The organism is Pseudomonas japonica, from assembly GCF_900188455.1.
In the GTDB taxonomy this organism is placed as follows: domain Bacteria; phylum Pseudomonadota; class Gammaproteobacteria; order Pseudomonadales; family Pseudomonadaceae; genus Aquipseudomonas; species Aquipseudomonas japonica.
Map to the genome: position 1 here is coordinate 116683 of NZ_FZOL01000018.1, position 18809 is coordinate 135491.

Annotated in this window: 15 protein-coding genes; 10 read left to right on the forward strand and 5 right to left on the reverse strand. The window is 66.6% G+C overall.

The window, feature by feature from the left end; all coding sequences use genetic code 11:
* Positions 1-24: 24 nt before the first annotated feature.
* The 10 genes from CHB99_RS20675 (at position 25) to CHB99_RS20720 (ending at position 13157) form a co-directional block, all read left to right on the forward strand.
* Positions 25-378, forward strand: coding sequence for a hypothetical protein (locus tag CHB99_RS20675; RefSeq protein ID WP_042124205.1), 354 nt, complete (start codon positions 25-27; stop codon positions 376-378).
* A gap of 270 nt (positions 379-648) precedes the next feature.
* Entirely contained in the window at positions 649-1608 is a 960-nt protein-coding gene (locus CHB99_RS20680; protein WP_042124203.1) for an AAA family ATPase, read from the forward strand.
* A 4-nt stretch (positions 1609-1612) separates the two neighbouring features.
* Positions 1613-2557, forward strand: coding sequence for a DUF58 domain-containing protein (locus CHB99_RS20685; protein WP_042124201.1), 945 nt, complete (start codon positions 1613-1615; stop codon positions 2555-2557).
* Positions 2554-3048, forward strand: coding sequence for a DUF4381 domain-containing protein (locus CHB99_RS20690; RefSeq protein ID WP_042124199.1), 495 nt, complete (start codon positions 2554-2556; stop codon positions 3046-3048). Before CHB99_RS20685 ends, CHB99_RS20690 begins: the two co-directional genes overlap by 4 nt.
* Positions 3041-4129, forward strand: coding sequence for a vWA domain-containing protein (locus CHB99_RS20695; protein WP_042124197.1), 1089 nt, complete (start codon positions 3041-3043; stop codon positions 4127-4129). Before CHB99_RS20690 ends, CHB99_RS20695 begins: the two co-directional genes overlap by 8 nt.
* Entirely contained in the window at positions 4126-5850 is a 1725-nt protein-coding gene (locus CHB99_RS20700; protein ID WP_042124195.1) for a vWA domain-containing protein, read from the forward strand. The genes CHB99_RS20695 and CHB99_RS20700 overlap by 4 nt, the downstream gene beginning before the upstream one ends.
* A complete protein-coding gene (locus CHB99_RS20705) occupies positions 5847-7466 on the forward strand; it encodes a BatD family protein (protein WP_042124193.1) in 1620 nt (539 codons plus the stop codon). Before CHB99_RS20700 ends, CHB99_RS20705 begins: the two co-directional genes overlap by 4 nt.
* A gap of 224 nt (positions 7467-7690) precedes the next feature.
* Entirely contained in the window at positions 7691-8932 is a 1242-nt protein-coding gene (locus CHB99_RS20710) for an exonuclease SbcCD subunit D C-terminal domain-containing protein (protein WP_042124191.1), read from the forward strand.
* On the forward strand, positions 8929-12576 hold the full coding sequence (locus CHB99_RS20715; protein WP_042124190.1) for an AAA family ATPase: 3648 nt from the start codon (positions 8929-8931) through the stop codon (positions 12574-12576). The genes CHB99_RS20710 and CHB99_RS20715 overlap by 4 nt, the downstream gene beginning before the upstream one ends.
* Entirely contained in the window at positions 12573-13157 is a 585-nt protein-coding gene (locus CHB99_RS20720) for a glutathione S-transferase (RefSeq protein WP_042124188.1), read from the forward strand. Before CHB99_RS20715 ends, CHB99_RS20720 begins: the two co-directional genes overlap by 4 nt.
* Before the next feature lie 214 nt (positions 13158-13371).
* Here the strand turns inward: CHB99_RS20720 and CHB99_RS20725 are convergent, their stop codons facing one another.
* From CHB99_RS20725 to CHB99_RS20745, 5 genes are all read right to left on the reverse strand, one after another.
* Positions 13372-13551, reverse strand: a complete 180-nt coding sequence (locus CHB99_RS20725; RefSeq protein ID WP_042124186.1) for a hypothetical protein — start codon at positions 13549-13551, stop codon at positions 13372-13374.
* Positions 13552-13669: 118 nt separating this feature from the next.
* The gene (locus CHB99_RS20730; RefSeq protein WP_212555918.1) at positions 13670-14764 is read right to left on the reverse strand and encodes a lactonase family protein; all 1095 of its coding nucleotides are present in this window, start codon (positions 14762-14764) and stop codon (positions 13670-13672) included.
* On the reverse strand, positions 14733-15026 hold the full coding sequence (locus CHB99_RS20735; RefSeq protein ID WP_042124182.1) for a DUF5629 family protein: 294 nt from the start codon (positions 15024-15026) through the stop codon (positions 14733-14735). The genes CHB99_RS20730 and CHB99_RS20735 overlap by 32 nt, the downstream gene beginning before the upstream one ends.
* A gap of 100 nt (positions 15027-15126) precedes the next feature.
* On the reverse strand, positions 15127-17502 hold the full coding sequence (locus tag CHB99_RS20740; protein ID WP_042124391.1) for an efflux RND transporter permease subunit: 2376 nt from the start codon (positions 17500-17502) through the stop codon (positions 15127-15129).
* A 20-nt stretch (positions 17503-17522) separates the two neighbouring features.
* Positions 17523-18494, reverse strand: a complete 972-nt coding sequence (locus CHB99_RS20745; RefSeq protein WP_245655600.1) for a WD40/YVTN/BNR-like repeat-containing protein — start codon at positions 18492-18494, stop codon at positions 17523-17525.
* Positions 18495-18809: the final 315 nt, after the last annotated feature.

The following is an 18809-nucleotide window of genomic DNA, read 5'->3' on the forward strand; positions in this document are numbered from 1 at the left end:
TTCAATTCTCCTATCGAGCCCGCCATGCAACTGACCTCCGCGCTGATCTTCGCCAACCCGGCCGACGACGAAGAAGACAATCTCGCCACCCTGGGCAGCAACAGCACCAAGGGCGAGTTGTTCATCATGAGCCGCTACCCGGACGAGAACGAGATCGACCTGCTGCTGGACGAGGAAGGCGATACCCTGCGCGACATCAAGGTGACCCTCGGCGCCACCCGCCTGCTGATCGAGACCGCGCCGGGCGCAACCGACCTGTTCGGCGGCGATGACGTGCTGGAGATCAGCCTGGAGAATGCGCTGGGCGACCTGGATGAGGTGGAGCAGGCGCTGAAAGTGATTCTCAAGGACATCGGCACCTTCGTCAGCGAGCGCTGAACACTCCGCCCCCCGTAGGAGCTGGCTTGCCTGCGAAAGGACCGCACAGCGGTCCCCGATAGCGGTAAGGCCTGGGCCCGCTGCGCGGTCCTTTCGCAGGCAAGCCAGCTCCTACGAGGGTCGTGCAGGGCCGGATTGCTTGCGACACCCCTGCCCCTGAAGATTTTCCCCCGCCACCGTTAGTCGGCAGGCCCCTGGATGGATTAAAGTATCCGCCTCTGCCCGGACGCTGCACGCCAGCCCGGAGCCTCATTCCAGGAACCGTCGACGATGGAACACCGTGAAGCGCTGATCGCGCTGCGCACCTTTCTTTCAACCCAGATCCTTGGCCAGGAGAAACTGGTCGAGCGCCTGCTGATCGTGCTTCTGGCCGACGGCCACATGCTCGTCGAAGGCGCCCCCGGCCTGGCCAAGACCAAGGCCATCAAGGAACTTTCCGACGGTATCGAGGCGCAGTTCCATCGCATCCAGTTCACCCCCGACCTGCTCCCGGCGGACATCACCGGCACCGAGATCTATCGCCCGGAAACCGGCAGCTTCGTGTTCCAGCAGGGGCCGATCTTCCACAACCTGGTCCTGGCCGACGAGATCAACCGCGCCCCGGCCAAGGTCCAGTCGGCGCTGCTCGAAGCCATGGCCGAGCGCCAGGTCAGCGTCGGCCGCAGCACCTACGAGCTGTCGCCGCTGTTCCTGGTGATGGCAACGCAGAACCCGATCGAGCAGGAAGGCACCTACCCGCTGCCGGAAGCCCAGCTCGACCGCTTCCTCATGCACGTCAAGATCGGCTTCCCCGACGCCGCGGTGGAGCGCCGCATTCTGTCCCAGGCCCGTGGTGAAGCGCTGCACGGCGAGACCAAGCCGGAACGGCGGGTCAGCCAGCAGGCGATCTTCGCCGCGCGCAAGGAAATCCTCGGCCTGTACATGGCCGACGCGGTGGAGGAGTACCTGGTGCAACTGGTCATGGCCACGCGCAACGGCGCCAAGTACGACGCCGAGCTGGGCGACTGGATCGCCTACGGCGCCAGCCCGCGCGGCTCGATCGCCCTGGATCGCTGCGCGCGGGCACATGCCTGGCTGGCCGGGCGCGATTTCGTCAGCCCCGAGGACATCCAGGCGGTGCTGTTCGACGTGCTGCGCCACCGCATCATTCTGTCGTTCGAGGCCGAAGCGGCCGGGATCGACCAGGACCGGGTGATCCAGCGCATCCTCGACGTCGTCGCCGTCGCCTGAACCCATGCCCAGTCAACTGTTGGCCGCGCCCGGCATCCGCATCAGCCTCGCCGAGCTGATCGAGATGCGCCATCGGGTGCGCGAGGTCCGCATCTTTTCCGCCCCCGGCCAGCGCAGCCCGCTGGTCGGCCTGCACCATTCGCGGCTGCGCGGGCGCGGCGTGGATTTCGACCAGGTGCGCGTGTACCAGGCCGGAGACGACGTGCGCAACATCGACTGGCGGGTCACCGCGCGCACCCAGGAGCCGCACACCAAGCTGTTCCATGAGGAACGCGAACGGCCGATCTTCATCATGGTCGAGCAGAGCCGGCGGCTGTTCTTCGGCTCCGGGCTGATGTTCAAGTCGGTCCTCGCCGCCCAGGCCGCGGCGCTGTTCGGCTGGGCCGCGCTGGGCCACAACGACCGCATCGGCGGCCTGGTCTTCGGCGACAACGAGCACCACGAGATCAAGCCGCGGCGCAGCAAGCAGAGCCTGCTGCAACTGCTCAACCGCCTGGCCAGGGTCAACCAGGCGCTGCATACCGAGGCCGTGCCGCAAGGCGACAACCTCGGCATCGCCCTGCGCCGCGCCCGCGAGGTGCTGCGCCCGGGCAGCCTGGCGATCATCCTGTGCGACGAACGCGCGCTGAACCCCAGCGTCGAGCAGCAACTGAGCCTGCTGTCGCGGCATTGCGACCTGCTCCTGCTGCCGCTCTCCGACCCCCTCGACCACGCCCTGCCCGCCGCGGGCCTGCTGCGCTTCGCCCAGCGCGGCGCGCAACTGGAGCTGGACACCCTGGACAGCAACCTGCGCCAGAGCTACCGGCAGCAGAGCGAGGCGCGCATCGAGCGCTGGGAAATGCTCGCGCAGAAACTGCGGGTGGTGCTGATGCCGCTGAGCACCCAGAGCGAGATGATCGAGCAGTTGCGCGAATACCTCGATCCGCAACGGGCGGGCAAGCCGCGATGAATCCACTGGCGCAACTGCAACCGCTGATCGCCCCACCGCCGATCAGCGCCTGGCCACCGGCCCCGGGCTGGTGGGCACTGCTGCTGATCCTGCCGCTGCTCGGCTGGGGCGCCTGGCGCCTGCGCCACTGGCGGCCGCGCCAGGCCCCGGTGCCGCGCGCCGAGCAGCCACTGGACCCGATCCGCGTCGCCGCCCTGGCGGAGCTGGCGCAACTGCCCAAACCCTACGACGGCGCACCGGCCGGCGCCTGGCTGCAGCAGATCAACGCCCTGCTCAAGCGCCTGTGCCGCAACCATTACCCGGACAGCCACAGCCACACCCTCAATGGCCGCAAATGGCTGGCCTTTCTCGACAACCGTTGCCCGGCCGCCGGGCTGACCCGCTGGATGATCCTCGTCGAGGGCACCTACAAGCCCGAATGCCGCCTCGACGACAAGGCCATCGCCGGACTCAACCAGGCGGTCGAAACCTGGATTCGCAAGCATGTTTGAACTGGCCTGGCCGTGGGTCTTCGCCCTGCTGCCGCTGCCCTGGCTGGCGCGCCTGCTGCTGCCGGCGGCGGACAGCGGCGAGCCGGTGCTCAAGGTCAGCTTCCTCGACGAACTGGAAGGCCTGGCCGGACGCCGCGCGCGCCTCAACCTGCCGACCTGGCGCCAGCAGGCGCCGTTCGTGCTGGTCTGGCTCCTGCTGCTGTGCGCCGCGGCACGCCCGCAATGGCTCGGCGAGCCATTGCCGGTAGCCGCCAGCGGCCGTGACCTGCTGGTGGCGGTGGACGTTTCCGGCTCGATGGATTTCCCCGACATGAGCTGGCAGGGCGAGGAAGTCAGCCGACTGGCCCTGGTCAAGGAACTGCTCGGCGACTTCCTGCAGCAGCGCGAAGGCGACCGGGTCGGCCTGATCCTGTTCGGCAGCCAGGCCTATCTGCAGGCGCCGCTGACCTTCGACCGGCGCACCGTGCGCAACTTCCTCGACGATGCGCAGATCGGCATCGCCGGCAAGAACACCGCGATCGGCGACGCCATCGGCCTGGCGGTGAAACGCCTGCGCCTGCGTCCCACCGACAGCCGCGTGCTGATCCTGGTCACCGACGGCGCCAACAACGGCGGGCAGATCCATCCACTCACCGCCGCGCGCCTGGCCGCCCAGGAGAGCATCCGCATCTACACCATCGGTATCGGCGCCAGCGCCGAGGAAAGCGGCACCCTCGGCCAGCTTGGCCTGAATCCGAGCCTCGACCTCGACGAAGCCTCGTTGCGCGAGATCGCCCAGATCACCCATGGCGAGTACTTCCGGGCCCGCGATGGCGCCGAACTGAAGACCATCGGCGACACCCTCGACCTGCTCGAACCGGTGGAGCAGCAACCGACCCAGGCCCGCACCGCCGAGGCGCTCTACGCCTGGCCACTGGCCGCGGCGCTGCTGCTGAGCATCGCCCTGGTGATCCGCGAGCGCTGGCCCGACCATCTGTTGCAACGCCTGCTGCAGCGTCTGCTGCGGCGTCCGGACTTCCTCCAGCCGCACCCGGAATGGCGCCAGCGCCTCAAGCGCCTGCGCCTGCGGAGGCGCCGATGATCGAGGTCCTGCCGCATTTCATGCGTCCGCTGTGGCTGCTGACGCTGCCGCTGTTCGGCTGGCTGCTGTGGAAGCTCTGGCATCGGCAGAAACGCGCCGGCCGCTGGCAGATGATCCTGCCGCCAGCCTTCCATGGCGTGCTGCTCGGCGGCGGCAGCGGTCATGCCAGCAAACTGCCCTGGGTTGCCCTCGGCCTGGCCTGGCTGCTCGGCGTCCTGGCCCTGCTCGGGCCGAGCTGGCAACGCCTGGAGGAAACCCGCCAGCGCCCCGCCGATCCGCTGGTGATCCTCCTCGAACTGACCCCGGCGATGCTCGCTGAAGACAGCCCGCCGACCCGCCTGGAGCAGGCACGGCGGAAGATCCTCGACCTCCTCGAACACCGCCGCGACAGCCAGACCGCCATCGTCGTCTATGCCGGCAGCGCGCACACGCTGGTGCCGCTGTCCGACGACCTCGGCACCAGCCGCAACCTTCTCGAAGCGCTGGAGCCGGGGATCATGCCGGAACCCGGGCAGCGCGCCGACCTCGCCGTGCGCAAGGCCCTGACCCTGCTCGCCCAGGGCGCGCTGGGCCAGGGCCGGCTGCTGCTGATCGCCTCGGCGCTGAGCGATGAAGAACGCCAGGGTATCGCCCAGGCCCTGAACCGAGACGGGCCCGACCTGTTGATGCTGGGTGTCGGCAGCGCCGAGGGCGCGCCGGTGAAACAGGCCAATGGCGAACTGCTCAAGGACGCCGACGGCGCGATCCTAATGCCCCGGCTGGACAGCTCCAGCCTCAAGCGCTTCGTCGCCGAGTTCGGCGGCCGCTACCGTCACGCCCGCATCGATGACCTCGACCTGCGCGGCCTCGGCCTGTTCGACAAGCCGAAAGCCCTGGGCAACGACGGCCAGACCGTGCAGCTCGATACCTGGGCCGACCAGGGCTACTGGCTGCTCCTGCCGCTGCTGGTGCTGGCCGCCTGTGCCGGGCGGCGTGGCTGGCTGTTCTGCCTGCCGCTGCTGTTCTGCCTGCCGCAGCCCTCGCAGGCCTTCGAATTCAGCGACCTGTGGCGACGTCCCGATCAGCAGGGCCAGCATCTGCTGGAGAAAAAGCGCCCGGCGCAGGCGGCGAAATATTTCCAGGACCCGCAATGGAAAGGCTGGGCCCTCTACGAAGCCGGCGACTATGCCGGCGCGGCGCGCCAGTTCGCCCTCGACGACAGCGCCAGCGGCCACTACAACCGTGGCAATGCCCTGGCCCGCGGCGGTGAACTGGAAGCAGCGGCGGATGCCTACGAAGAGGCCCTGGAACGCCAGCCCGATCTGCAACCGGCACTGACCAACAAGGCCCTGGTGGAGCAACTGCTGCAACAGCGCCAGCAGGAACAGACGCCACCGCCCGCAGAGCAGCCGGCGGAAAACCCGCAACAGCCGGGCCAGCCGATCCCAGGCGAGAACAGCGACAACGAGCAACAGAACAGCGAGCAGCACGAGGCCGGACAAACCGCCGAGGAGCCCGCGCAGACCCAGGACCAGGGGACCAGCCAGACCCCGCAGACGGCCACCGACAGTGACGACGAGTCCGTCACCCGGCCGCCGCAGCGTCCCACCGGCAGCACGCTCGACGCCGAACAGCGGCAGGCCCTGGAACAATGGCTGCGGCAGATCCCGGACAATCCGTCACAATTGCTGCGGCGCAAATTCTGGTACGAACAGCAACAACTTCAGGAAACCCATCGATGAGCCGCGTCTGCGCCTTCGTCTTCAGCCTTTTCTTCGTCTTGCCGGCCCTGGCCCAGGGGCTGCTGGCCAGCGTCGACCGCAGCCAACTGAGCACCGCGGAGACCCTGGAACTGACCCTGGAAATCCGCGATGTCACCCAGTTCGGCAAACCGGACCTGGCGCCGCTGCAGGCGGATTTCGAAGTCCGCGGCACGCGCCAGCTCAACAGCCTCAACACCCTCGACGGACAGAACGAAGCCACCACGCGCTGGGTCGTGACCCTGATGCCGCGACGCGCCGGAACCCTGGAAATCCCCGCGCTGCACCTCGGCGAACTGCACAGCGAGCCGATCCAGCTGCAGGTCCAGACCGCCGAAGACACCCCGGTCACCCTCCTCGCCCCGGTGTTCATCGAGGCCAGCCTCGACCAGAGCAGCGTCTACGTGCAGGCCCAGGCGGTGCTGACCCTGCGCATCTACCATTCGGTGTCGCTGTACGACGACAGCAGCCTCAGCCCGCTGCAGCTCGACGGAGTGAAGATCGAACCGCTGGGCGAGTCGCGTACCTACGAGAAGCTGATCAACGGCATTCGCCATGGCGTGATCGAGATGCGCTATGCCCTGTATCCGCAGCAGAGCGGCGAAGTCACGGTGCCGGCCCTGACCTTCAGCGCCACCAGCGCCGGTGCCGACAGCGAGCGTTCCGACGCCGCCGGCAACAGCCAGGTGCGGGTCGCCTCGCGGGAGCTGCCGCTGCGGGTCAAGCCGATTCCCCCCGGCTACCCGGCCGGCGCGCCATGGCTGCCGGCGCGCAGCCTGACCCTGGAAGAACACTGGAGCCCCGACCCGACGCAGACGCCGGTGCAGATTGGCGACTCGCTGACCCGCGGCGTCACGATCAAGGCCGAGGGCCTGTCCAGCACCCAGCTGACGCCCCTGCCCGGCATCGAAGTCAACGGCCTGCGCCGCTACCCGGACCAGCCGCAACTGCGCAACCAGATCGACGAACGCGGCTTGATCGGCAGCCGCGAGGAACGCGAGGCGCTGGTCCCGACCCACAGTGGCAGGCTGGAGCTGCCGAGCCTCGAAGTGGTGTGGTGGAACACCCGCGAGGACCATCTGGAACACAGCAGCCTGCCGGCGCGCAGCCTGAACGTGCAGGACAATCCGGCGCTGAGCGCGGATACCCCGAGCGTGGTCACGGACCCGGGCAGCCGGCTGCTGTGGCCGTGGCAACTGAGCACGCTGATCCTGGCGCTGACCACCATCGCCGGTTTCGCCCTGTGGTGGCGCGCCCGTTCGCAACCGGCGGTGGCCCGGGCGATCCAGGCCGGCCCCAGCCCGCGCACCTTGCTCGACGACCTCAAGCGTGCCTGCCAGGCCAACGACCCGCAGGCCACCCGCCAGGCCCTGGACGCCTGGGCCCGGCAGCAGCCGCAGACCCTGGCCGACATGGCGGCGCGTTTCGTGCCGCTGTCGGATGCGCTGGATGGATTGAACAGCGCCTTGTACAGCGAGGCGGGGCAGTACTGGCAGGGCGAGGACCTGTGGCGGGCGATCAGCACCATCCCGACGGCGGAACAGGCGCAGCCGGCGCAGGGCGAAAACGGCAGCCTGCCGCCGCTGTACCCAAAATAACCCGACGGTCCTGCACCGCACCGTAGGAGCTGGCTTGCCTGCGAAGGACCGCAAAGCGGTCCCGGTTCCCGATCCAGAGTCAGGCAATCAGGGACCGCTTTGCGGTCCTTCGCAGGCAAGCCAGCTCCTACGGATCGTGCAAGGCCCCAGTTCGGATAAAACCTCGCAACATTCAGGTACCATACCCGGCTTTATCTCTCGCCCAGATCACCCCGGGACTACCCATGCGTCTGTTTCACACCTCCGACTGGCATCTGGGGCAAACCCTGCACGGCCAGGAGCGCGATTTCGAACATGCCTGCTTCCTCGACTGGCTGCTCGGCCAGCTGAAGCTGCGCCAACCCGATGCCCTGCTGATCGCCGGCGACGTCTTCGACACGGTCAACCCGCCGGTCAAGGCCCAGGAACGCCTCTACGACTTCATCGTCCAGGCCCACGAGCAGCAGCCGGGGCTGACCATCGTGATGATCGCCGGCAACCACGACTCCGGCTCGCGCATCGAACTGCCCGCCGCGCTGATGCGCCGCCTGCGCACCCACGCCCTCGGCCGCGTGCAGTGGCTGGACGACGGCGAGCTGGACGCCGAACGTCTGCTGGTGCCGCTGACCAACGCCAAAGGCAAGGTCCATGGCTGGTGCCTGGCCCTGCCCTTCCTGCGCCCGGCGGAAGTCACCGGGGCGCTGCTCGGCGACGATTACCTGCGCGGCATCGCCCAGGTCCATGAAAAACTCATTGCCGCCGCCCTGGCCAAACGCGAGCCGAAGCAGGCGCTGATCGCCATCAGCCACGCCCACATGGCCGGCGGCTCGGTGTCCGAGGACTCCGAGCGCAGCCTGATCATCGGCAACGCCGAGGCCCTGCCCGCCAGCCTGTTCGGCAGCGAGATCGGCTATGTCGCCCTCGGTCATCTGCACAAGCCGCAGCAAGTCAACGGCGAGGAACGCATCCGCTATTGCGGCTCGCCGATCCCGCTGTCGTTCTCGGAAATCAACTACCCGCACCAGATTCTCGAAATCGAGTTCAAGGGCGCCAGCCTGGTCAGCGTCGAGAGCCGCCGCGTGCCGCGGGCCGTGGCCCTTCAGCGGGTCGGGCCGGCGCCGCTGGTGGAGGTGCTCGCGCAACTGGGCGAACTGGCCGAACCCGACCTGCTCGACGATCCGCAGCGCCAGCCGTGGCTGGAAGTCCGCGTGCAGCTGGACGAACCGCAGCCCGACCTGCGCCAGCAGATCGAGACCGCCCTGCAGGGCAAGGCCGTGCGCCTGGTGCGCATCGCCGCCGAGTATGCCGGGCGCGCCACCGGCGAGGGCGATGACGACGAGCGCCTGATGGAACTCAGCCAACTGCGTCCGGAAGACCTCTTCGCCCGCGCCTGGGAGCAGAGCTACGGCAGCATCGCCGACGAGCGGACCCTGGCCGATTTCGCCCTGCTCCTGCAGGAAGTCCAGCAAGAGGAGGAGCCGGCATGAAGATCCTCGCCATCCGCCTGAAGAACCTGGCCTCGCTGGCCGGTCCCTTCGAAGTCGATTTCACCGCCGAACCGCTGGCCAGCGCCGGACTGTTCGCCATCACCGGACCTACCGGCGCCGGCAAGAGCACCCTGCTCGATGCCCTGTGCCTGGCACTGTTCGGCACGGTGCCGCGGCTGGACAACATCGGCCGGGAAACCAAGGTCCCCGATGCCGACGGCGAAATCCTCACCAACGACCCGCGCACCCTGCTGCGGCGCGGCACCGGCAGCGCCTTCGCCGAGGTGGATTTCGTCGGTATCGACGGCCGCCGCTACCGTGCCCGCTGGGAAGCCAACCGCGCCCGCGACAAGGCCAACGGCAAGCTGCAGGGCAGCCGCCAGAGCCTGCACGACCTCGACAGCCAGCAACTGCTGAGCAATCAGAGCAAGCGCGAATACGAGCAACTGATCGAAGCCCGCCTGGGTCTCAACTTCGCCCAGTTCACCCGCGCGGTGATGCTGGCCCAGAGCGAGTTCAGCGCGTTCCTCAAGGCCGACGACAAGGAACGCAGCGAACTGCTGGAAAAGCTCACCAATACGGCGATCTACAGCCAGCTGGGCCGTCGCGCCTTCATCAAGGCGCGGGAAGCCAAGGATACGCACGACACGCTGGAGCGGGACGCCAGTGGCGTCCTGCCGATGAGCGAAGAGGAGCGCGCCGCGCTCGATGAAAACCTCGCCGCCGCCCAGCAGCGACTCAAGGAAGAACAGGCGCGACAACGCCAGCTCGAACAGCAGCGCAACTGGCTCAACGAGCTGCAGGCGCTGCAGGTGCAACAGCGCAGCGCCGCCGAAGCCCTCGCCAATGCCCGCCAGGAATGGGAGCAACTGGCCGGCGAACGCCTGAACCTGACCCGTCTGGAGCAACTGGCACCCCAGCGTCACCAGTTCGCCCGGCGCCAGGACGTGCTGAACCAGCTGACGCCGCTGGCCAGCGCGCTGGAACAACAGCGTCGCCAGCAGCGCGAACTGGACGAGCGCCAGGCGCAACTGGAGCAGGCCCTGAACGCGGCCCGCGAAGCCCTGGCCGGAGCCCGCGAACAACAGCACGAGAATGCCCCGCGCCTGCGCGAAGCCTTCAACATCCAGAACAACCTGAGCCGTCTGGAACAGGACCTCAAGCGCGATCGCGACGCCAGCCAGCAGGTGCAACAGGCCTGCGCGGATGGCCAGGCGCAGTTGGCGGCGCTGATCGAACACCAGCAGCGCCACGAACAGACCCTGGCGTCCATCGGTGCTCAGTTGGAGCAAAGCGCGGCGCTCGCCGACCTGGGTGGCTCCTGGAATGCCTATCGCGGCCAGTTGCAGCAGGTGATGCTCACCGCCAATCGCCTGGGCAAGGGCCGCGAAGAACTGCCGGCCCTGCAGCAACGCGCCGAAACCCAGGCCCGCCAGTGCGCGGAGCTGCGCAATGCGCTGGAGCTGCTGTTCAAGGAAGCCGACGCCGAGCCACAGGCCCTCGCCGAACAGATCGGTCTGCTCGGCACCCTGCTGCAGGACAATCGCAAGCTGCAGCGCGGCTTCGAATCGCTGGCGCAGTTGTGGAACCGCCAGCAGGAGGTCGAACAGCGCCTGCACGCCCTCGGCGAACGCCAGCAGGTCGCCCAGCAGCAACATACGGACCTGATGGCCGCCGGCCTGCAGGGCAAGCAGGAAAAGATCGCCGCCGAACAGGCCCTGACCCTGACCCGCCAGTTGCTCGAACGCCAGCGTCTGGCCCGCAGCGCCAGCGTCGAGGAACTGCGCGCGCAACTGCGGGACGAGCAGCCCTGCCCGGTCTGCGGCAGCCTGGAGCACCCGTATCACCAGCCGGAAGCGCTGCTGGAGAACCTCGCCCGTCACGACCAGGACGAGGAAGCCAATGCCCAGCGCGCCGTCGACGAACTGAACCAGAAGCTCGACGACCTGCGCTCGCAGCTCGGCAGCGTCAAGGGCCAGCTCAAGGAATACCAGCACCAGCAGGAGCAGTTGAACGCCCAGGTCCTGGCCCTGGCCCCGGAACTGCAGGGTCACGCGCTTTATCCACAGCTGGCCGCACACGACACCGCCGCACGGAGCAAATGGCTCGACCTGCAACTGCGCCGGCTGAACGACGATATCGCCCGCGACGAGCAGCGCCAGAGCGCCCTGCTCAACCTGCAACAGAACGCCGCGCGCCTGCAGCACGAACTGCAGCAGGCCAGCGAAGCCAGCCAGCAGGCGACCCGGCAACTGAACCAGCAACTGGATGCCCTGGGCACCGACGAGCAACGCCTGCAGCAGGACCTGGCGCCGTTCGCAAGCCTGCTGCCGGCGGACATCTTCGCCGCGCTGCAAGAGGATCCGGCACCGACCTTCCTCGACCTCGACCAGCGCCTGAGCGCGCGCAAGCAACTGCTCGAACAGCAGCAGGAAGAGCAGGAAGAGCTGGCGCAGCGCCTGAAACAGCGGGAAAGCGACGACGCGAAACAGCAGGAGCGCCAGCGCGAACTGGACAAACTGCAACAACAGCTCGTGGCCCTCGAAGTCCAGCAGCAACAGGCCCGCGAAGCGCTCGGCGCACTCATCGGTGAACACCGCGACGCCGAGCACTGGCAGCAACAACTGGAGCAGGCCGTGGAACAGGCGCGCGCCGCCGAAACCACGAGCAACCAGCAACTGCAGGAAGCCCGTACCGAAGCCGCGGCCCTCACCAGCGAACTGAAGGCGCGGGAAGAACAGCACCTGACCCTCGATCAGGAGCGCCAGCACCTGGATGCAGCCATCGGGCAATGGCGCGAGGCCCATCCGGAGCTGGATGAACAGGGGCTCGATACCCTGCTGGGCATGGACGACGAGCAGGTCGCGCAGTTGCGCCAGCGCCTGCAAACGGCGGAAAAAACCGTGGAACAGGCCGGCGTACGGGTGCAGGAACGCGACGAGCGGGTGCAGCAGCACCAGGCGCTGAATCTCAGCGAGCGCTCCCTCGATGAACTGCGGGAGGCACTGCTCGCCAGCCAGCAGCATCTGGAGCAACACGAACAGCAGTGCGCCGAACTGCGCGCGCAGCAGGCCGAGGACCAGCGCCGCCAGCAGGCCAGCCAGGCCCTTGCCGAACGCATCGGCGAAGCACGGGAGAACATGCTGCGCTGGGGACGCCTGAACGATCTGATCGGCTCCGCCAGCGGCGACACCTTCCGCAAGATCGCCCAGGGCTACAACCTCGACCTGCTGGTGCATCACGCCAACCACCAGTTGCGCCAGCTGGTCCGGCGCTATCGCCTGAAACGCGGTGGCAGCCAGCTCGGCCTGCTGGTGCAGGACACCGAGATGGGCGACGAACTGCGTTCGGTGCATTCGCTGTCCGGCGGCGAGACCTTCCTGGTTTCCCTGGCGCTGGCGTTGGGGCTGGCGTCCATGGCGTCGAGCACCCTGCGCATCGAATCGCTGTTCATCGACGAAGGGTTCGGCAGCCTCGATCCGGAATCCCTGCAACTGGCGATGGATGCCCTCGATGGCCTGCAGGCTCAGGGACGCAAGGTCGGAGTGATCTCCCACGTCCAGGAAATGCATGAGCGGATCGGCGTGCAGATCCAGGTGCGGCGCCAGGGCAACGGCCTGAGCACCCTGGAGGTGAACGGATGATCCTGTATTCCTTCCGCCGTTGCCCCTATGCCATGCGCGCGCGCCTGGCCCTGCGCTACGCGGGGGTTGCCGTGCGCATCGAGGAAGTCAGCCTGAAGGCCAAGCCCGCCGAGATGCTGGCGCTGTCACCCAAGGGTACGGTGCCGGTGCTGGTCGTCGACGCTCGGGTACTGGAGGAAAGCCTGGAGATCATGCGCTGGGCGCTGGACCGCAACGATCCGCAGGACTGGCGGCTGGGCGGCGATCCGCAGATCGACGAACTGATCGCGCGCAATGACAGCGAGTTCAAGGTTCACCTGAACCACTACAAATATGCCGAGCGTTATCCGCAGCAGTCGCGGGAGCACTATCGGCAGCAGGCGGAGGCGATCCTGGCCGACCTGGAACGGCGGCTCGGCACGCAGCGTTACCTGCTGGCCGAGCATCCGAGCCTGGCCGATGCCGCCCTGATGCCGTTTATCCGCCAGTTCGCCGGGGTCGAACCGCAGTGGTTCGCCGAGGCACCCTACCCGCGCTTGCGCGCGTGGTTGCAGGGCTGGCTGGAATCGGAGTTGTTCAAGGCGGTGATGGCCAAATCCTGAACTGGCGTGACGTACGCTCCGTATGGACGCGGCCTACCCACCCTATGGATATGGCCTACCACCCTACGGACATGGCTACCCTCGTAGGAGCGTGGCTTGCCCGCGAAAGGACCGCATAGCGGTCCCGAAAAACACCACTGAATGGGACCGCTACGCAGTCCTTTCGCGGGCAAGCCGCGCTCCTACGACAACAGTAGCGCGCAAGACAGGGATCTCAGTGGCTCACCTTGTGATCCAGCGCCGCATAGAAATTGGCACTCTGACGCAGATACTCGCTGGTGTAGCTGGGCGTGGCGGATTTGCGTGCGCTGAGCTCGACATGGGCATTGGCCGCCTGGACCACGGAAGCGGAAATGGCGGATGCGGCGATCACGGGGAAGAGATTGAAGTTCATCGGTCTGGCCTCGAAGTCGTTGAGTGAAAGGGCCGTCTGGCTTGGACTCAAAACTACGCCGCTCACCCCGCCCGGAAAAATTCATTGCACCAGTAACGACTATCGAGGCCATCGATAGTCAGTCGATGAATTTCAGGTCCGAGGGCGAGGCCTGATCGAACGTCTGCACCACCTCACCCAGCTTGCCGCTGTCACGATCGCGGCGGATCACCACGATTTCGTCGCCTTTCTGGTTCGCCACCAGCACGAACGCCTGCGAGGGATCGATCGCGAACTCCCGTGGGTGGTCGCCTTCCACGGAGCGCCGTTGAACCACTTTCAATCCCGCATCGACAGGATCGATGGCGAACACCACCAACTCGTTGGCCGTACCACGGTTGCTCACATAGAGAAAACGCCCGTCCGCCGAAGCATGCAGCGCGCCCGCCGCCCTGGCTCCGGGATCGCCGCTGCCGGTCAGGGGGACCGTGTCGCGCAGGGTCAGGCGCCCGTCCTGGTAATCGAACACCGCTACCGCCGCGCTCATTTCCAGGGTCAACCAGGCATGCCGGCCGTCGGCGCTGAACAGCAGATGCCGCGGCCCGCTGCCGGGCGGCAACGCCACCGAAGCGAAGGCTTCAAGCGGCTGGGCCTTGTCGACGTCATAGCGATAGGCAAAGACCCGGTCCGCGCCAAGGTCGCTTGCGAACACATAGCGACCCTCCGGCGACGACACCATGGAATGCACATGCGGCATGGCCTGGCGTTCAGCATCGACCTTGCTCGCGACATGCCGCACCTGTTGCACCGGCTCGCCCAGGCGGCCGCCCGCCAACACCGGCAGCACGGCAAGATTGCCGCCCTCGGCATTGGAGCCGCCGTAGTTGGCGACGAACAGGAAGCGCCCGTCATGGCTCAGGCTGCTGTGGGTCGGTTCAGCGCCGTCGCTGCTCACCTGGTTCAACGCAGTCAATCCATGCTGCCGATCCAGGCTGAACGCCGAAACCCGCCCCGGCGCCTGCTCGTTGACCGCAAACACCTGGCGCGCATCGACGGACAGGGTCAGCCACGAAGGATTGCTGGTCGCCACGACCTGCAATGGCTGCGCCTCGATGTGCCCATCGCTGAAGCGGTAGCGGTAGAGACTGTCGGTGTAGCCACCCACCAGCAGCTCATGGCCTTGCGCGGTCAGGCTCATGACACTAGCGATCAGCAGGCTCGGCAGCGCTTTCATCGTCGTCTTCATCGTCTTCCGAGGCGCGCAGGGCGCTCAGGCATACCAGGCGGTGCTCGCCGCTGTCGCCGGTGATCAGCCAGTCACCGCCCTCGGCACGGGCCGCGTCGATCTGCGCGAGGGTGAAGGTCCAGCGCTTGAGGGCACGGCCATCCATGCATTCGAGGCGCAGGCCGCTGTCATCGAAGACGAAGTCGAAGGCGTGCAGGCCGTCGATCAGCAGCATGTCGCAGGCTTGCAGGGCGTGGGAAAGGGTGGTCATCGGAGAACTGCCATGGCGAAGGGAAAGGCGCAATGATAGCCCAAATGCACCGCGGGCCAGACGTTGTGACGTCTGGCCCGCGGTGTCGTACCCGGCGGGATCAGTGGGCGAAGATCGAGTTGCCCTTCTGCCCGGCGAGCTTCTCCGGCTTGATCAGGAAACGCGCCAGCGCCGGCAGCAGCCACAGCGCGCCGAACATGTTCCACAGGAGCATGAAGGTCAGCATCAGGCCCATGTCGGCCTGGAACTTGATGGCCGAGAAGATCCAGGTGCACACGCCGATGGCCAGGCACAGGCCGGTGAACAGCACGGCCTTGCCGGTGGAGCGCAGGGTCTCGTAGTAAGCCTCCTGCAGCGGCAGGCCGGCACGCAGGAAACTCTCCAGGCGGCTGTAGATGTAGATCCCGTAGTCCACGCCGATGCCCACGCCCAGCGCCACCACCGGCAGCGTGGCAACCTTGACGCCGATGCCCATGTAGGCCATCAGGGCGTTGCCCAGCACCGAGGTCAGCACCAGTGGCAGGACAATGCACAGGGTCGCGGCGAAGGAGCGGAAGGTGATCATGCACATCACCGCCACGCAGATGTAGACCAGGATCAGGATGGTCAGCTCGGCGGACTTGATCACGTCGTTGGTCGCCGCCTCGATACCGGCGTTGCCCGCGGCCAACAGGAACTCCAGGCCCTCGCGGTTGTGCGTATCGGCGAACGCCTTGACCGCCTTGACCACGCCGTCGAGGGTCTCGGCCTTGTGGTCGTTGAGGAACACCAGCACCGGCGCCAGCGAACAGTCGGCGTTGTACAGGCCATCGGCGCGGGAGACCGAGGTGTTCAGCACTTCAGGGTTGCGCGACAGGCTTTCCCATTTCAGGTTGCCCTCGTTCATGCCCTTGATCATCTGCTTGGACACGGTCACCAGGGAGATCGCCGACTGCACGCCGGGGGTGTTCTCCATGGTCCACATCAGCTCGTCGATCGGCGCCATGGTCTGGTAGGCCGAGCAGCCTTCGGTCGGGGTCTTGACCATCACCACCAGCACGTCGGAACTGGTCGAGTAGTTGTCGATGATGAAGGCGTTGTCGTTGTTGTAGCGCGAGTCCGGACGCAGTTCCGGGGCCCCCTGGTCGAGGTCGCCGATCTTCAGGTTCTGGCTGTACCAGAGACCGCCACCGAAGGCCAGCAGGGCCAGGACGATGGACACCGGCGCAACCCTGGCACTGGCGAAGTTCGACAGCAGGCGCCAGAACGGGTGCTCGCGGGTCGCGTCACGCTTGCTGCGTTCGATGGCCTTCTTGCTGATGCCGACATAGGAGATCGCCACCGGCAGCAGGATCAGGTTGGTGAAGACGATCACCGCCACGCCGATGGAAGCGCCGATGGCCAGCTCGCGGATCACCCCGATATCGATGATCAACAGGGTGATGAAACCCACGGCGTCGGCGAGGATGGCGATCATCCCCGGCAGGAACAGCTGGCGGAAGGTTCGCCGCGCCGCGGTCAGGGCGTTGTCGGCACCGCTGGACTGCAGGGCGATGCCGTTGATCTTCTGCACACCGTGGGAAATGCCGATGGCGAAGATCAGGAACGGCACCAGCATCGAGTACGGGTCGATCCCGAAGCCCACCACATGCATCAGGCCCAGTTGCCAGACCACCGCCACCAGGGTGGTGATGAGCACGGCGATGGTGCTGCGGATGCACCAGGTGAACCAGTACAGCAGGATCCAGGTGATCACCAGGGCGATGCCGAAGAAGCCCACCACCATCATCAGGCCGTCGATCAGGTCGCCGACCTTCTTGGCGAAGCCGACGATGTGGATCTTCACGTTGGGGTTCTGCGCCTGGTACTTGTCGCGGATCTTCTCTTCCAGTTGATGGGAGAACTGCTGGTAGTCCAGCTTGATCTGCTTGCCCGGGTCCTGCGGGTCCGGGTAGGACTCCTGCAGCGGCACGTCGACGATGCTCGACTTGAAGTTGTTCGCCACCAGACGGCCGATCTGCCCGGACTTGAGCACGTTGTCGCGCAAGGCATCGAGGCTTTGCTGGGAGCCGTTGTAGGTGTTGGGGATCACTTCGCCGCCGGAGAAACCTTCCTCGGTCACTTCGGTCCAGCGCACCGCCGGGCTCCACAGCGACTTCAGGCCCGAGCGATCGACGCCAGGCACATAGAAGACCTCGTCATGGATCTGCCGCAGCGTCTCCATGTAGTCCTTGTCGAAAATGTCGCCGTTGACCGCTTCCACCGAGATGCGCACGGTGTTGCCGAGGTTGGCCAGGTCATTGCGGTGTTCGAGCATGTTCTGGATGAACGGATGCTCCAGCGGGATCATTTTTTCGAAGCTGGTGGACGGCCGGATCAGGGTGGCCTGCCAGAACAGGAAAATGCTCACCAGCAGGCAGATGGCGATCACCGCCGGGCGGTTGTTGAAGATCAGGCGCTCGAGCACGGTCGGCTTGTCCTGATGGTGTTGATTCATGCTGAACGACTCCCGAACGGTCATGGTTGCGCCCTCTCGGCACCGGTGGCGGCGGCGAGATGAGCGCCGCCCTGCCCCACCAGGATCAGATTGCCGTCGGACAGGCCGCTGGCACCCGCCAGGGCCAGGCGGTCGGCCCGGTTGAGGACATTGAAGGTCACGCCGTCGTCGCTGCTGCGCAGGACCGTGCCGCCGTTCCCCACCAGTACCAGACTGCCATCATCGAGAAGCGTAGCGTTTGACAGGCCAAATTGAAGCGGTCCGCGCGCGGTCTGCAGTTCGATCTGCTCCCAGCTGTCGCCGAAGTCGGTGGAACGGTAAAGGTTGGCGCGCAGACCATAGGCCAGCAGGGTGCGCGGTTGAGCGGTGCCGATCACGCCGAAGAACGAGCCCTCGTAGGGGCTTTCGACTTTCTGCCAGGTCTGGCCGTCGTCGCTGGAGCGGAACAGGGTGCCCTGCTCGCCGACGATGAACAGGCCGGCGTCCTTGATCCGGGCGATGCCGTTCAGGTGCAGTTGGTCGGGGTTGTCGAGGCGCTCACTGACATCCTGCCAGTGCTGGCCGCCGTCGCTGGTTTCGAGCATGGCGCCGTAGGCGCCGATGGCCAGGCCGTGCTGCGGGTTGTCGAAGCAGACATCGAGCAGCGGCGCTTCGCGGGAGAGGTCTTCGAACTGCTTGGTCCAGGTCGCGCCGCCATCGTTGCTGGCGAGGATCTGCGCGTCGTGGCCCACGGCCCAACCGTGCTTGTCGTCGACGAAGGTCACCGCGGTGAGCAGTTGCCGGCTCGGCACCTTGGCCTGGGTCCAGGTCTTGCCCTGGTCATCGGAGAAGAGGATATGACCGCGTTCGCCGACCATGACCAGGCGCGCGCCGGCCTTGGTCACGTCGAGCAGCAGGCCTTTGTCGGCCTTGGCCGAAAGGCTCGACCAGACTTCGGCTTCAGGTGCCGCAGTGGTGGTCTGCGCTTCGACGCTGTTGGTCCACAAGCCCATCGCCAGCAGCAACGCTGCGCCGGTCGCCAGAGCCCAAGGGCGCGCGCGATGCGCACTGCCAGTACCCGTTGTATGAGGCCCGGTCATAGATCTGTCCCCCGATTCTTGTTATTTGGGTCAATCCATTTGCAGGCACTGCGAAAAACCGTGTTCCAGAGCCCTGCAATAGCTGCTGGCCATCCTATCGGGGTTTGCGAAGGGCTGACAACGAACGGGACGTTATCTTTTGTTATCGGGATTTCAATGACGGGCTGCGCACGCCCTTGTAGGAGCGTGGCTTGCCCGCGAAGGACCGCAACGCGGTCCCGGTTCCCA

Excerpts from the sequence above, each read along its gene's own strand:
- CHB99_RS20675 (WP_042124205.1), top strand. The coding sequence starts at position 25 with ATGCAACTGACCTCCGCGCTGATCTTCGCCAACCCGGCCGACGACGAA.
- CHB99_RS20680 (WP_042124203.1), top strand. The coding sequence starts at position 649 with ATGGAACACCGTGAAGCGCTGATCGCGCTGCGCACCTTTCTTTCAACC.
- CHB99_RS20685 (WP_042124201.1), top strand. The coding sequence starts at position 1,613 with ATGCCCAGTCAACTGTTGGCCGCGCCCGGCATCCGCATCAGCCTCGCC.
- CHB99_RS20690 (WP_042124199.1), top strand. The coding sequence starts at position 2,554 with ATGAATCCACTGGCGCAACTGCAACCGCTGATCGCCCCACCGCCGATC.
- CHB99_RS20695 (WP_042124197.1), top strand. The coding sequence starts at position 3,041 with ATGTTTGAACTGGCCTGGCCGTGGGTCTTCGCCCTGCTGCCGCTGCCC.
- CHB99_RS20700 (WP_042124195.1), top strand. The coding sequence starts at position 4,126 with ATGATCGAGGTCCTGCCGCATTTCATGCGTCCGCTGTGGCTGCTGACG.
- CHB99_RS20705 (WP_042124193.1), top strand. The coding sequence starts at position 5,847 with ATGAGCCGCGTCTGCGCCTTCGTCTTCAGCCTTTTCTTCGTCTTGCCG.
- CHB99_RS20710 (WP_042124191.1), top strand. The coding sequence starts at position 7,691 with ATGCGTCTGTTTCACACCTCCGACTGGCATCTGGGGCAAACCCTGCAC.
- CHB99_RS20715 (WP_042124190.1), top strand. The coding sequence starts at position 8,929 with ATGAAGATCCTCGCCATCCGCCTGAAGAACCTGGCCTCGCTGGCCGGT.
- CHB99_RS20720 (WP_042124188.1), top strand. The coding sequence starts at position 12,573 with ATGATCCTGTATTCCTTCCGCCGTTGCCCCTATGCCATGCGCGCGCGC.
- CHB99_RS20725 (WP_042124186.1), bottom strand. The coding sequence starts at position 13,551 with ATGAACTTCAATCTCTTCCCCGTGATCGCCGCATCCGCCATTTCCGCT.
- CHB99_RS20730 (WP_212555918.1), bottom strand. The coding sequence starts at position 14,764 with ATGAAAGCGCTGCCGAGCCTGCTGATCGCTAGTGTCATGAGCCTGACC.
- CHB99_RS20735 (WP_042124182.1), bottom strand. The coding sequence starts at position 15,026 with ATGACCACCCTTTCCCACGCCCTGCAAGCCTGCGACATGCTGCTGATC.
- CHB99_RS20740 (WP_042124391.1), bottom strand. The coding sequence starts at position 17,502 with ATGAATCAACACCATCAGGACAAGCCGACCGTGCTCGAGCGCCTGATC.
- CHB99_RS20745 (WP_245655600.1), bottom strand. The coding sequence starts at position 18,494 with ATGGGCTTGTGGACCAACAGCGTCGAAGCGCAGACCACCACTGCGGCA.